The sequence below is a fragment of the Mesorhizobium sp. P2_E10 genome (genome assembly GCF_056404235.1).
In genome coordinates, this window is the sequence record NZ_JBFUEK010000022.1 from 19,171 (window position 1) to 33,389 (window position 14,219).

General features: G+C 59.9%; 12 protein-coding genes and 1 pseudogene. 9 read left to right on the forward strand and 4 right to left on the reverse strand.

Features of this window, described 5'->3' with window-relative positions; translation table 11 throughout:
• Nucleotides 1–100 precede the first annotated feature (100 nt).
• The 3 genes from AC1D0N_RS29210 to AC1D0N_RS29220 are packed head-to-tail and all read left to right on the forward strand — an operon-like array spanning nt 101 to nt 1,401.
• Nucleotides 101–391 carry a Mu transposase C-terminal domain-containing protein gene (locus tag AC1D0N_RS29210; RefSeq protein WP_477249814.1) on the forward strand — a complete coding sequence of 97 codons (291 nt, stop codon included), beginning with the start codon at nt 101–103 and terminating at the stop codon, nt 389–391.
• A gap of 2 nt (nt 392–393) precedes the next feature.
• Nucleotides 394–729, forward strand: a complete 336-nt coding sequence (locus AC1D0N_RS29215; RefSeq protein WP_477249816.1) for a hypothetical protein — start codon at nt 394–396, stop codon at nt 727–729.
• A gap of 6 nt (nt 730–735) precedes the next feature.
• The gene (locus AC1D0N_RS29220) at nt 736–1,401 is read left to right on the forward strand and encodes a TniB family NTP-binding protein (protein ID WP_477249818.1); all 666 of its coding nucleotides are present in this window, start codon (nt 736–738) and stop codon (nt 1,399–1,401) included.
• Nucleotides 1,402–1,449: 48 nt separating this feature from the next.
• On the opposite strand, the gene AC1D0N_RS29225 is transcribed toward AC1D0N_RS29220, so the two are convergent.
• Nucleotides 1,450–2,895, reverse strand: a complete 1,446-nt coding sequence (locus AC1D0N_RS29225; protein WP_477249820.1) for an ISKra4 family transposase — start codon at nt 2,893–2,895, stop codon at nt 1,450–1,452.
• Between the two features lie 228 nt (nt 2,896–3,123).
• Here AC1D0N_RS29225 and AC1D0N_RS29230 point away from each other — a divergent pair, with 228 nt between their 5' ends.
• Nucleotides 3,124–4,251 carry a serine hydrolase domain-containing protein gene (locus tag AC1D0N_RS29230; protein WP_477249821.1) on the forward strand — a complete coding sequence of 376 codons (1,128 nt, stop codon included), beginning with the start codon at nt 3,124–3,126 and terminating at the stop codon, nt 4,249–4,251.
• Between the two features lie 912 nt (nt 4,252–5,163).
• On the opposite strand, the gene AC1D0N_RS29235 is transcribed toward AC1D0N_RS29230, so the two are convergent.
• A complete protein-coding gene (locus tag AC1D0N_RS29235; RefSeq protein ID WP_477249822.1) occupies nt 5,164–6,105 on the reverse strand; it encodes a substrate-binding domain-containing protein in 942 nt (313 codons plus the stop codon).
• An 80-nt stretch (nt 6,106–6,185) separates the two neighbouring features.
• Between AC1D0N_RS29235 and AC1D0N_RS29240 the strand changes: the two genes are divergently transcribed.
• The 5 genes from AC1D0N_RS29240 to AC1D0N_RS29260 all read left to right on the forward strand — a co-directional run bounded on the left by AC1D0N_RS29240 (nt 6,186) and on the right by AC1D0N_RS29260 (nt 11,146).
• Nucleotides 6,186–6,818, forward strand: a complete 633-nt coding sequence (locus tag AC1D0N_RS29240; RefSeq protein ID WP_477249824.1) for a DUF4158 domain-containing protein — start codon at nt 6,186–6,188, stop codon at nt 6,816–6,818.
• Entirely contained in the window at nt 6,802–9,099 is a 2,298-nt protein-coding gene (locus AC1D0N_RS29245) for a Tn3 family transposase (RefSeq protein WP_477249826.1), read from the forward strand. Before AC1D0N_RS29240 ends, AC1D0N_RS29245 begins: the two co-directional genes overlap by 17 nt.
• Nucleotides 9,100–9,121: 22 nt before the next feature.
• On the forward strand, nt 9,122–10,021 hold the full coding sequence (locus AC1D0N_RS29250) for a tetratricopeptide repeat protein (RefSeq protein WP_477249827.1): 900 nt from the start codon (nt 9,122–9,124) through the stop codon (nt 10,019–10,021).
• A gap of 154 nt (nt 10,022–10,175) precedes the next feature.
• Nucleotides 10,176–10,721 (forward strand): recombinase family protein, encoded by a 546-nt coding sequence (locus AC1D0N_RS29255; RefSeq protein WP_477249828.1) that lies wholly within the window; start codon nt 10,176–10,178, stop codon nt 10,719–10,721.
• Nucleotides 10,718–11,146, forward strand: a complete 429-nt coding sequence (locus tag AC1D0N_RS29260; protein ID WP_477249829.1) for a hypothetical protein — start codon at nt 10,718–10,720, stop codon at nt 11,144–11,146. The genes AC1D0N_RS29255 and AC1D0N_RS29260 overlap by 4 nt, the downstream gene beginning before the upstream one ends.
• A 79-nt stretch (nt 11,147–11,225) precedes the next feature.
• Here the strand turns inward: AC1D0N_RS29260 and AC1D0N_RS29265 are convergent.
• Both AC1D0N_RS29265 and AC1D0N_RS29270 read right to left on the reverse strand, forming a co-directional pair.
• Nucleotides 11,226–12,275, reverse strand: a pseudogene (locus AC1D0N_RS29265) (hypothetical protein); the annotation flags it as partial.
• 43 nt (nt 12,276–12,318) lie between these two features.
• A complete protein-coding gene (locus AC1D0N_RS29270; protein ID WP_477249831.1) occupies nt 12,319–13,887 on the reverse strand; it encodes a M81 family metallopeptidase in 1,569 nt (522 codons plus the stop codon).
• Nucleotides 13,888–14,219: the final 332 nt, after the last annotated feature.

Here is a 14,219-nt window from a genome sequence, read left to right on the forward strand (position 1 = left end):
CATTTCGGCGGCCACATCGAACGGTTGATTGGCACGCAGATGGGCGCGGTTCACCTGCTGCCAGGATCGACCTGGAGCAACATCGAGGAACGGCGCGAGTATGATGGCCAAACGCCATGCGACACTGACGCTTCGAGAGCTTGAGCGCTACATCGCACTTGAGATCGTTGGGCAATACCATCATGCTATCCATGGCGCGCTCCGTCGGCCACCGATTGCTGTCTGGCGGCAGCAGGAGAGCGAGTTGGTGTTGCGCCTGCCGAACGATCGAATGCAATTCTGGATCTCCTTCCTGCCGGAGGCAGAGAGAACGTTGCGCCCGACCGGCATCCATCTTTTCAACATTCGCTACTGGTCCCCGCCGATATCGGAAGGGCCAAGGCCCGCCTGATTGTGAAATACGACCCCCGCGATTTGTCGCGCGTTTTTGTTAGGCGTCACTCCGGCAGCTTTGTTGAGGCTCGCTATGCCGATGTGACACTCGCGCCCATTACGCTGTGGGAGGCGCAGGCTGCCCGGCGCAAACTCAACTCTCAGGGCAAACGCGAAATTGACATGCACGTCCTTGTTCGTACTGCGCTTTCGCAGCGCGAACTGATCGAGGAGGCGAAACATAAGACACAAGGGCGCCTGCGGCTTGCGAAAACGAATGTGGATGACGATGAAGTGGGCTCGCTTCGGGGCGTCGATTCAAGCAAACCTGTCCCCTCCGTTGAAGATCTGGATTGAGCCCCTTTGAGCACGGATAATGTCCATCTGACGCAGGCCGCCAAAGACCTCCTAGGCGAGCCTGATATCGTGCGAGTTCGCGCAATTCAGGCTCGCCGATGGATTTTTTATCCGCGCGCCAAGCAGGCGCTCGATCGTCTCAACCTGCTGGTTGACCATCCTCGCGGCACGCGCATGCCCTCGGTGGCCATCTACGGCGACAGTGGCATGGGCAAGACGATGATCCTGGAAAAATTCTGCGACAACAACCCCTCCCGATTTGCTCCGACGACCGGCGTACAGGCTATACCGGTCCTGGCAATCGAGATGACCGGGAAGCCAAGTGAGCGCCGTTTATATGCCGGGATCCTGGCTGCGCTTGGCGCGCCACAAGCACCCCGTGCCGACATCGTGCAGATGGAGCAAGCGGCGTTGCGGCTTCTGAAAACGGTCGGCGTCCACGTTCTTGTGATCGATGAAGTCCATAACATTCTCGCCGGCTCGTACCGGGAACAGCGGGTCGTGCTGAACACGCTGCGATTTCTCAGCAATCGGCTTCAGATCTCCCTCGTTTGCTTCGGCGTAATCGAAGCGCGCGAAGCGATAAGTGGCGACGTACAGCTTGCCCGCCGATTCGGCGAGCTGACCTTGAATAGGTGGGCGGCCAACGAACAGTTCGAAGCACTAGATTAGGTGCAGTGGTCGCGGTAACTCGCCGCGAGACCGGTAATTTCTCTGGGGTCAGGCGGCGCGTAGAAGAGGCGTTTTGGGCTTGAATATTGGAGGCACGTTCAGTTCTGGCTGTCGGAAAGGCGCCCGCAGCCGGTTGCGAAGTTCGCCATTGATCTCCGCCGCCCGGACCTGCATGAGCATATGCGCACCGTGAAGCGACCAGCGCATTTGCTGCTTCTTGACCATACGTTTCCCGACGACTGAGTTCACCGCCGACTCGGCGAGAGTGGTGGCGACGCGAAGTCCAGCCCGGTAGCGCTTTCCATAGTTGACGATCGCACCGCGGTTCGAACGGACATAGGTCAGGAGTTGCTCCCCGAGCCTGTGAAGCCGTGCGATCGCGAACCCGCCTTCCTTCAGTCTTACTAGAAGTTGCTCCAGGTCGCGGATCGCGCGGCCGACCCGCCCATGCCACAGACGCCACTTCACGGCTCTGATGTCCCTGTCGATGGTTGGAAGCGCTTCAAAGGGGCCTGAGCGGGATCGTATGATGTGATCGGCGATCTGCTGCATGGGCTGGATCTTCATAGCAATATGAAACCAGTCGATGATGTGGGTCGTTGGTTTCGGCATGGCGCGGGGCAGCCGCTTTAGGATTTCGGCCCCGTCCGAGATCACCGTCACATCCCCAAAGCCGCGATACCCGACTTCCTGGAGAGAATGAAGAGTACGATCGCGGATTGCCTGCTGGTCGGTGCTGCCGGTGACGAAATAGCGACCGCCCCTTTCGCCCCGTCCCCCGCGGCCGCATCTGGCCACGACGAGCTCGAAATTTCGCGCTGAATTGGTCTCGGCGCTGCGAACATGAGCAGTATCGATGCTGATAACGAACTCTTTGCGCCGATCTCCGGGAAGCTGCATCTCAAGCTGGCATCGGTCATCCGTTTGGGCCCTCGCGCGCCAAGTTTCCTGCATGACCTGGTCGTCGAGCAGCTTGCCGATCCTGATGGTACGCTTGCGCACGGTCGCATGCGTCTCAGTCGGTTCAGTGGGCAGGAAATCGGCCAGCACCTTCGCCGCCTGCCGGTAGGGGAGCATGCTTCCTAGCCGCGCCGTCAGTTCCATCAGCTCCGGTGTCGCTCGATCGGGACAAATTTCCTTCAGCGGCGCGAAGGCACCGACCATCCCTGGATGGCATTCCCGGCACAGCATCCATCGGGGATTGCTAACCTCAACGGTGCCGAACACGGTTCGGATCCGGCGTGACGTGTAGTCCTTGACCGGTCGGAACGTATGGCAATCCGGGCAAACCCGGCGAAGAAGGGCATACGTGTCCGCCTCATGATTCACGACCGCGTTCTGCAGCGCTGCCATGATCTTCTTGCTATCGCCGATCGACAAGCCGATGTCGCCGTCGAACAGGCTCTCCCAACTCTTGTCTATGCGGACCTCCTTCCGGCACGTGTCGCCAAATTCGTTCCGGCCCTCGATCGTAACCGTCCATTCCACCGCCATCGCTTTGTCTCCGATCAAAACGATGCTAATGGACTGCTCGAGCCTAAAAACCCGTGTTTGACCCCAGAGAAATTACCGGTCTCCTTTTTGGCGTGGCACGCCGCTGCCCTCGGGACTGACTGCGGCACCATTTCTCTGTGCCGATCCCGGCAGCCTAGTTGCTAATCTTAAGGACAGCGACTGACACTGCGTGGTGTTAAGGACCTCGAACCAGATGAGAATTCATGCATGAACATTGATGGTATCTGCGATCCGCGTTTTGCCGGCCTGCGCGAGGCGTTTGGCGGGAGTTTCGCACAAGGGTTGGAACATGGCGGCGGCGTGTCGGTCGTGGTCCACGGCAGGACCGTCGTTGATCTATGGGGCGGTCATGCGGATGCCGCGCGGAAACGCCCGTGGCGGCAGGACACGCTGGTCAACGTCTGGTCTTGCACCAAAGGCGTCGTTGCCTTGGCCATCGCCATGCTGGTGGAGCGCGGCAAGCTCGACTATGCCGCCCCTGTTGCGCGTTACTGGCCGGAATTCGCGGCCGGCGGCAAGGAGCGCATCACGCTCGATCAGGTGATGTCGCATCAGGCCGGGCTGAATGGCCTCTCAGTGCCGATGGACGAGGCAGGGCTGTTTGCATGGACCCCCTTTGTCGACGCGCTTGCCGCCATGTCACCCCTGTGGGAGCCGGGCAGCCGCTGCATCTATCACGCCATTACCTACGGCCACCTTGCCGGCGAAGTGCTGCGACGTGTCGACGGGCGAAGCATGGGCCGCTTCATCGCGGAAGAGATCGCTGGCCCGCTCGGTGCCGATTTTCATGTAGGTCTGCCGGCCAGCGAGGATCCCAGAGTCGCCGAGATGATTGAAGGTCCAAAAGCTTCGGATTGGGTAGAGTTTCTCCGCGCCTCTCAATTTCCCCACGCATCCAATAATCCGACAACCCGGGCATCGGCACCCAACGACCGCGCCTGGCGTGCCGCCGAAGTGCCAGGCGGCAATGGCCAGTCAACGGCACACGCACTGGCGCGCATTTACGGCATGATGGCGGTCGGTGGCGTTTGGGAGGACAAGCCCTTGGTCGGCCGTACCGCAATCGACGAAGCAACAAGGCTCCGCGTTCGCGGGATGGACGACAGCTTCGCGGCGCCGACAGCATTCGCCGCCGGCTATCTGATGGAGGATCCAAACTATACCAGCCACGCGTCGCCGCAGACGTTCGGCCACAGCGGATGGGGCGGCTCCATCGGCTTTGCCGATCCCGCCGCCGGTGTCGGGTTCGGCTATGTCACCAACCGCATGCTGGGCTTCGACGACGTGGACCCACGCCGCAAAGTCTTGATCGATGCTGTTTACGACGCGCTCTGACGCACGGCGTTCGCTGGCGGCAATGTGCATGCGTGTCAGGGGTAAATGTGTCACGGAATTCCGAGCCGATATCCGCCAATTATGAACCAACATCAGGCTCGACCGGAAACCGGGCTTGCATCTCACGGTCGGCGAGGCTCAGGCATTCGGTGGTGGTTGTGAACCTCGATAGAAATGGTCCCCCGGCCAGATGGGCCAAAGCGGCGCGCGCAGCGATCAGGTAGTCGGTCGACCAGTAGGAAACCATGGTGGCTACCGAGGACTGTCGGTTGCGAAGGAGGCGGAATGCACCGCAGGCCCCAAGAGGCACGCAGAGATCAAGCCCGGTCGCGATGGGTCTGCAACTCCCAACTATCGCAAGGTAGTGACTTGCATTCTGCTCATCGCCGGCACCATCTCCGCCCGCGCAGTCGCAACGTAAGCGCTGTGGCAACCTTCCTGGGGCCGAATCTTCGTAAGCTGGGCGACGATCCTTTCGAAGCCAATCCGCTTTCTCGGGGACCATTGTCGCTGTCTAGCTGCGACGGAGAATATGCTCGCAAAATCGGCACGGAGCTTGCGCATATATTGAAAGTTCCAACAGTCTGGCCCCGGGACGATCAACATTTCTTCCGTGGCACCGACGTTCACCTGTTTTGCTTCAAAAGTCGCATACCTGGCTCTTGTCTCGGGCGCACTGAAGCCCGGAACTCCGCTGCGGACGCATGGGATAAGGCTTCGGAGTGAACAAAAAAGAGAGCCGAGCCGGCTCTCAGTTGCCCTTGGGAGGCAAGTTTATCGGCATCACCTGCTCGAAGCGCGCTGAACAGTGAATCCACTCGACGGGCGCCGAAAACGCGATCGGCGCCGCCGCGCGCCAAAGGCCCAGCACCTGGCCTCGCACTGGGTGCAGCCGATGCCAGGCCGATGGGTTTAGTGACGCAGGCCGAGTTCGGCTGCGCGCTTCATGATGATGTCAACACGGTCTGCGAAACGACCGACATTCTCGAGAGTCACCACCGCCGAGGACGTGTCCACGATAGGCTGAGTGGCGCCACGTTCGATACGGGCCCAGACCGCTGCCGCCGCCATGAAACCCTGATGATAGAGTTCCTGTTCGATGGCGAACGAGATGTAGCCGGCGCGGATACCTTCAAGAACATCGGGGGTGGCGTCCATGCCACCGATCAGAATCGCTCCAGCGGGCACGCCTGCCTGCTGCAGCGACTGGAAGGCTGCGAGCTGGCTGGTATAACCTGATGCTGCAAAGGCAACCAGTTGCGCTCCAGCGCTGCTCCGCTTGGCGTTGTAGAGCGGAATCGACTGGGCAAGATCGTGCGATAAGTCGGCGAAATGCTCGACGGTAAATGTCGACTTGTGCTCATCATTCACCGCCTTCACGCCGTCAGCGACGCCGCGTCCGCGCTCTTCGAGCTGGCTGTGACCCGGGATCGGGATACCGTAGACGATAAGGCCATCGGTGCGACCTTTCGCAATGGCTTTCTCGGCAAGCATGCGGCCGCACGTGAGGCCCTGCTGGTAGGGCGGGGCGCCAACAAAGCCCCAATTGTGAGCGCGACGGATGTCCTCGATGCATGAATTGTTCAAGATCAAGGTGATCCCGGCAGCTTCGATTTCCTGTAATGCCGGTTCCAGAGCAGCGTCTGTCATGGTGACGACCATGGCATCGGGCTTGGCTCGGATGGCCTGCTTTATCAGGTTGACCTGCTCGACCACGCCATAGGCACCGTCATTGACGCCGGCCTTCTGGTAGGTCCACCCGTAAAGATCGCAGAAATCGCGGAATGCCGTTTCGACATACAGGTTCCACTCACCGATATGGCCTAATCGGCCCGAAGCTGGGATTTTGGCCAAGTTGTGGAACGTTGCCGGAACCGATTGACCGGCATGGTGTCGTCACCTGAGAATTCACTCCTGGCATAGGGGGTGGACGTATGGGTTTGCGTGTTTCGCTCGAGGCGTTGACCGGGGCGTGGAGCCTGTCTTTTGCCGACGTCGACTTTGTGAACGTCAAGCCGGCCGGGTCGAGGCTTGGACTGGCGGTTCAACTGAAGTTCTTCGCCGCGTACGGATATTTCGCCACCGCGGCGGCTGAGGCTCCCGACGAGGCGGTTTCGTATCTGGCCGAGCAGCTTGGCGTCAGTAAGGTAGATCTCTTCCAGTATGATTTTTCGGGGCGTTCAGGGCGGCGCCATTGCGCCGAGATTTTGCGCCATCTTGGTTTTCGGCGGATGAAGCGGGCGGATCGAGCCGCGCTTGCGAGCTGGATAGCGACGGAGCTTTGCCCTGAGGGAGCATCGGTCGCTGCGATGATGGAGGCTGTTTTTCTGTGGTGCCGGGATCGCAGGATTTTCGGTCCGTCGCGCAAGGAGATGGAGCGGATAGTGCGCTCCGAGCGGCAACGCTTTCTGGAATCCTTTCTTGGCGGTGTTGCGGATCGGCTTCGCCCGGAAACGGTCGCGTTGATGGAAACATCGCTGGCCGATCCAGATAGCCCGACCGGGCTCCATTACGATCAAAGGAGACGCGGGTGCAGCAACGCTGGACAACATGCTTGCCCTGGCTGATCGACTTGCCTTCATCAAGAAGCTGGATTTGCCGCGGGATCTTCTATCCGCTGCCGGCAAGACCTGGATCGATCAGATCGTTCGGCGGGTCGGCGCCGAAAAAGCGTCGGAGATGCGCCGCCACGCCCCGAGGCGGCAACTGGGCCTCCATACCGTTTTCCTGATGATGCGGGAAGCACAGATCATCGACGGCATGATCGACCTGCTGGTGGAGACCATCCACAAGATCGGGGTGCGTTCGAAGCGCAAGGTGGTGGCCGGCATCGCGCGTGACATCGAGAAGGTTTACGGCAAGGAGCGGCTGCTGGTCGATATCGCGGGTGCCGCGATCGAGGCGCCGGGTGGCCGGGTCTGCGATGTGATCTTTCCGGTAGCGGGCAAGGAGAAGCTTGCGGCGATCGTCAAGGAGCATCGGGCGAAGGGCACGCTCGAACGGCGCATCTACCAGGTTATGCGTGGATCCTATGCCAGTCACTATCGAAGAATCCTGCCGAAGCTTCTTTCGGTTCTGGAGTTTCGTTCGAACAATGCCGTGCATCGGCCCGTGCTTGGGGCATTGGACTGGATCAGGCGGGCCTTCGAAACCGGTTGCCGAGTTGTGCCGCGGAACGGGGTGCCGATCGAAGGGGTCATTCCGCCGAAATGGCGCGGCGCGATCATCGGCAAGGACGGGCGCATCAACCGGATCAGCTATGAGCTTTGCGTCCTCAGCCAGTTGCGCGACCGCATCCGGGCCAAGGAAATCTGGGTGGTCGGGGCGGACCGCTATCGCAATCCGGACGACGATCTGCCCAAGGATTTCGAGAGCCGACGGGCGGCCTACTACAACGCGCTCAACCTGACGTCGGATGCGCGAGCTTTCACGCGCAAAATCCAGGCCGAGCTTGAGCGGGAATTGCGGCTGCTGAATGCCGAACTCCCCGGCAACGACAAGGCACGCATTCTCTGGCGCGGCGAGAACCGCATCTCGATCACGCCGTTCCAGCCACTACCGGAACCGCAAGGCCTACGATCGGTCAAGGCCGAGATCGGCCGGCGTTGGCCGATGACGGAACTGCTGGATGTGTTGAAGGAGACGGCGCTCGACACCGGCTTTCTGGACGCCTTTGAAACGTCGGCTTCCCGTGTGGCGCTTTCGCGCGGTGCGCTCGACCGGCGTCTGATCCTGTGTCTCTACGGGCTGGGCACGAATGCCGGCCTGAAGCGCGTGGCGGCCGGATGCCCGGATGTCAGCTACGAGGAACTGCTTCATGTTGGCCGGCGCTTCATCCATCGGGATGCGCTGGAGGCGGCCTGCGGACGTGTTGCCAATGCGACGCTGGCAATCCGCAACACCGCCATCTGGGGCGAAGCCGGCACGGCTTGTGCCTCGGATTCCAAGAAATTCGGCGCCTGGGACGGCAACCTTATGACCGAATGGCATGTCCGCTATGGCGGTCGCGGCGTGATGATCTACTGGCACGTCGAAAAGGGTTCAACCTGCGTCTTCTCGCAGCTCAAGCGCTGCTCGTCCTCGGAAGTTGCTTCGATGATCAAGGGCGTGCTTCGGCATTGCACCGACATGGAGATCCAGCGGCAGTATGTCGACAGCCACGGCCAGAGCTCGATCGGCTTTGCCTTCTGCCATCTGCTCGGGTTTGAACTGGCGCCACGCCTTAAGGCGATCGCCCGGCAGAAGCTGGCCCTGCCGCATCCAGGCCTGCGCGCTGAATTGCCCAATCTGCTTCCCATTCTTTCCAGCGTCATCAACTGGGAGGAGATCGAGCAGCAGTATGACGAGATGGTCAAATATGCGGCTGCCATGCACAGCGGGTTAGCCGATCCCGAAGCGATCCTGCGCCGCTTCGCCCGCGCCGAGGTGATGCACCCGACCTATAAGGCACTCGCCGAACTCGGCCGGGCGATCAAGACGATCTTCCTGTGCCGGTATTTGCGCCACGAGAAATTCCGCCGCGAAATCCACGAAGGCCTGAATGTGGTCCAGAACTGGAACAGCGCCAACAGCTTCGTCTTCTTCGGCAAGGGTGGCGAGATCGCCTCGAACCGGCTCGATGAGCAGGAGATATCGGTGCTGGCCCTGCATCTGCTGCAGGCGTCGCTTGTCTATGTGAACACGCGCATGATGCAGTCGGTGTTGAGCGAGCCGAAATGGTCGGCGCGGCTGACGCCGGAGGATTATCGCGGCCTGACGCCGCTGATCTACGGGCACGTCAATCCTTATGGCCGCTTCAACCTCGACCTGAACAGCCGGATTGATTTTGAGCAGAAACAAGCGGCGTGAAGCATCGGAGGGAATGGTAGAAATGCCTGTATCGAAGAAGCCCCGAAAGAAGGCAGTGGCGAAATCCAAGAAGCCGGAAAATGACGATGCTCCGCCTCCGATGCAGGACCGGCGCGGCATGGAGGGTTTGATGGCAGGTCTTTTCGGCGGACGGCGTGGGAGCGACCCGACGGATGCCGCGCAAGACATCATGTATGAGGCTTGGGAAGCAACCAGTCGCAGCAAGCGTATCGCGCTGGCCAGGAAAGCGCTTAAAGTCTCGCCGTTGTGCGCCGACGCCTATGTGCTGTTGGCCGAGGAGGAGGCGGGGTCTGTCGAGGAAGTGCTGGGCTACTACCAGAAGGGCGTCGCGGCGGGTGAAGAGGCGCTCGGACCGGACGGGTTTGAGGAATATGTCGGTCACTTCTGGGTTTTTCTCGAGACGCGCCCCTACATGCGGGCGCGGGCAGGTCTTGCCGCGGTACTCTGGCGGCTTGGTCAGCATCAGGAGGCCATCGACCATTATCAGGCAATGCTCAAGCTCAATCCGAATGACAATCAGGGCATCCGCTACGTGCTGGCCGGGCATTTGCTGGCGCGCGACGATATCAAGGCCCTGAGGAAGCTTCTCAAACAGCACGAAGACGATGGCGCTGCTGCATGGCTCTACACGCGGGCACTTCTTGCCTTTCGTGAAAACGATCCGGGCGCCGGCAAGCTTGCCGAGGAGGCCTGGCTCGCGAACAGCCATGTGCCTGGCGTCCTTTCCGGCAAGCAGCCTTTGCTTGCTTCCATCGACGGCTATATCACTTTGGGGGGCGAGGATGAGGCAGCTGACTACGTCGAGGAAAACGGCCAGGCCTGGCACGCCACGCCCCGTGCAGTCGCGTGGCTGGCCGAGATTACCCGAAAGCTGAAACCACGACGACAACGGCGTAACTGACCGCCCGGAGCCGATGGGCGTGTTCTAATTTGGGTATACCCGGCCTGAACACCCGCCATGAACACGTCGCAACCGGAAAAGCCTGTATATTTTGGGCTCAATCTTCGTTAATGAACAGAGCATCGCGCCGGCACACCCAAAATGAACAGTTTGCATGACCCGCATCGGATACGCCCGCACCTCCACCACTGACCAGAACCTCGCCGCGCAGATCGCCGCGCTCAAGGCCGCCGGCTGCGAGGTCATTCGCGAGGAGCAGAAGAGCGGCTCTACCCTGGAAGGCCGTCCGCAACTAAACACCATTCTCGACTTCATTCATGCTGGCGAGACGCTTGTCGTCACCCGGATTGACCGCCTGGCCAGATCGCTGCGCGACCTGCAGATGATCGTGGACAAGCTCAAGACGAAGGGCGCGCATCTCTCCGCGACAGAACAACCTGTCGATACGTCGACCGCCGCCGGTAAGGCCTTCTTTGACATGCTTGGTGTCTTTGCCGAGTTCGAGACCAATCTGCGGCGCGAGCGCCAGGCGGAGGGAATTTCTGCCGCCAAGAAGCGCGGCACATACAAGGGCCGGCCGCCGAAAATCGACCGCGACGCGATCCATCAAAGGCTTAGACAGGGTCAGGGCCCAACACAAATCGCCCGCGATCTCGGCGTCTCACGCGGTACTGTCTATCAGGTGAGGAAGGGCAAATGACGAAGGGCAGGCTCATAACCCGTCTGACGCCAGCGACATGCGAAGAGATCCAGACCCGCATGCTCGAGGTCTGCCAGAAGATCGCTGAGGACCACGGCCTGGTCATCGAGGGCGCCGGATGGCGCGGAACGGATACCGGCTTCTTCTTCGAGCCCGTGTTCCGCGTCAGCATTCCCGCTTCCGACGGCACCGCATTCAATCTCGAAAAAGACAGGTTCGAGTTCTTGGCAGAGCACTTCGGATTGGCCCCTTCGGACTTCGGACGCGAGTTCCGCACCGGAAGCGAGCGGTTCCGGATCACCGGCATCGATCCAAAGCGGCCACGCTACCCGATCTCCGCTGAGCGAATTCCCGACCGCAGAGGGTTCAAATTTGCCGCCGAAAACGTCTCCATGCTCCTCCAAGCCAAGGAGAACAAGCTGTGACGTTCTCGGATTGTTCCGCACGTTGGCCAAAATCGCGGCTTCGGGCCGATTAGGCCAAATTGGTGTCCAACAATCGGGAATGCGCTTTCAGCCGATAGAGCATAGCGTTTACGGCCCGGGTCGCTTCCCTGACATACCCGCTCCAGAGGAGATGGCGGAGGCGAGGAACATGAAAATCACAGTCGAAAAGATAAGTACGTAGGTCCCCGCCGTCCTTGATGCCATCCCATGCCTGTTCGATGTGCCGAAGCCGCATCGACAGATGAAACCAGTCGAGAATATGAGCGATGGGGCGCCTCGTCGCACTGATAACCAGGCCCTGCAGCCCGACATCCCCGTCACTGAAAACGGTGACGTCGCCGCCTGGCACCCATCCTTGGGCTTGAAGCGCGGCACGAACAACATCATGCTTGCCGGTGGTGATGTGAGGCGAGCCCGCGAATTGACGAGGTGGCCGGCCCTTGGCCACGACACGCCCCATGGCGATTTCGAAATGGCGGCTCTGATATCCAGGAACCGCACGAATGTAGGCGCCATCGATAAACACGGAGATTGGTGATCCACCGGCGCGGCTCATTCGGTAGGGACTTGCCTGATCCCATTTCTCGATTCGATCCGCTACCTTGGCCAGTCGGTTGCTCACCGTCCGATGATTATGCGCGGTCGGCGCAAACAGGTTAAGAACCGTGGCCGCGTCTCGGAATGACAGCCTCGATCCGAGTTCAGCTTGTACACGCTCGAGTTCTGGGGTCGCTCTGCCCTTCAAGAGGGCTTGAATCCTTCCTGCGCCAGCACTTGCAGGGCACGCACAACCATCAAAGCGAGGGACGCGCATGTGGCAGACGCCAAAGAGCGAGTGGATGGAACGCGGTCGGTAATCATGAATTCCGCGGCGGCGGCCACATTCCTCGCATACCCGATCTGCGCGACCGGCTTGATCGACCTGGAACTGGACGAATTCTGCCTGCAGATTGCGCTGGATTTTCTTACTTTCTTCGAGAGTGAGCCCGAAATCCTCGAACCGCGCGCCATCGACATCACGTATGACGCTCGTGACCTCCTGCCGCCGCGGAACGCCATCCGCACCGATCATTTCCACCCAGACATTCATCTTCAACTGCGAGGTCACCGAACATCCTTTCCAGAAAAAGGACTCCGCTACGTCAAATTTCTTACCCCCACCTTTTTCCCACTCCCGATGTCGTTTTCGTGGCTGTGTGCCGTGCAACGTCCCCTAGTTCGCCTGATCCGCTGACGCTGGCAGCTTCATCAAGAGGCCAGACCGGACCCCTGACGCGCTGGTATGGGAGGCGCGACAGGTGCGGTGTACAGATTCCCCCTGAGTCGACATAGATCAGACCACGAGAAATAGGGCCGAGATCGGCGCGAAAGTGGTTCATCGCCTTGCAGGCAAGATAATCGAACGCCTCCGGCTCAATGCCGAAGATGCGAAACTGCTCCCGCTCTTCTGTCTGATTTGCATAGGTGCAGACAATGACCTTGATCCCATTGACGTTGACGAGCGCGCTTGGTCCAAGGTTGGCTTCGACGCCGTTGAAGTAAGGGCCTTTGCGGACATAGCGGCCGTCAGAAAGTGCTTCGACTGTGCAGTGGATACCGATTGGGCCGCCACCAAGATCGGGATTAGCGCGACCGCCAAGTTGAATTTCAACTTTGGCCCCGGCCCCCGCCTGCCAGCAAATCTGAACAGCAATCGGGTCCGCGATGGAAAAGAAGGCAACGTTGCGAATGTCCGCATCGATCATCGCCTTGAGAAGCGCGGTGCCATCGCCGGCTGCACCGCCACCCGGATTGTCAGTGTAGTCGCCAATCAGCAACGGCGCGCGCCCGTTTTGATCCGCCCTCAGCGCCGCGATTGTCTCGTCTATCGATAACATGGCGATCGTCTTTGTCGCACGTGTCGCCCAGATGAAACTTGAGAGTCGCTGGGCGACCAATTCAAGGCCGGACGCCTCGGCAAGCCCGGTCACCGCGACGCTTGGTCCGGCATTCTTAACGTCAGAAAAGACGAAACCAGCCTGGATGCTGATCGTCAGGATGCCGGCCTCGTGCTCCATGGCCGCACCAGCCATGCGCAATATATCCACCATCGGACCAAATCCGGAGATCGTGCGGCCGCGATCCAGCCCGTCAATTGTGGGTGGCTGTGCCAGGACGATCCGAGTGCGCAGGCGCTTTTCGCTGATCTCCTTCAAAAGCTCGCAAGCTCTCTGCGTCGTCTCGTACTGGTCGACGTGGGGTGTCGTTCGATAGGCGGTCAACGCGCTTGCCGCGGCGGCCATCGCTTGTGACACATTGCCATGTGGGTCGAGCGTCACCACGATCGGTGCACCTTCAGGCAACAAAGCCCGCAAGCGGTTAAGCAATTCCCCTTCGCAATCATCGAAGGAAGCCGCTACCATTGACCCGTGCAGCATCAAAAACGCAGCGTCTGGCTTCCCGCTCTCAGCGGCTTCCAGGATAGGTGCGCAAAGCTGTTCAAAGGTTTCGTCCGTCACCACACCTGAGGGGACAGCGTTTGCGTGAATCGTCGTGATCAGGCTCCAACCAAAATCGTCGGCCTTCTCGAATAGGCAACCCCAATCCGTATGTGTTCCACGAAACGTCTTGGCGATCTCATCGTCCCGCAGGATTCCCGATTTCGCGAAGTGATCGAGTGTAGTTGCTCGACTGTTGAACGTGTTCGTCTCATGCTGAAGTTGGGCGCAGAGAACCTTCATGGGCGTGCCTCTGAATGCTGGGGCTATTGTATTGTCATCCGCGTTTGCGTCGTAAACGGTGGGAAAGATGCCAACCAATACCTCGAATACGCTCGCACTCCATCGGCAGTTGTGGCATTCACGCGAAATCACTTACGCAGCCTCACTTTCAGAATGTGATCACATGGTTTCGACGGTAGCAAGGGCTCTGTGGCCCAATTCCAACGAAAACGCTACGGCAATCGGTGAGGCCAGCCTTTTTAAGACTATGGAATGCAACGGTTTCCAGCCAAATTGAGGCCCGGCGATGGACCGACTGGAGCAAATTCTGTTGCCAGAGAAGTGATCACATT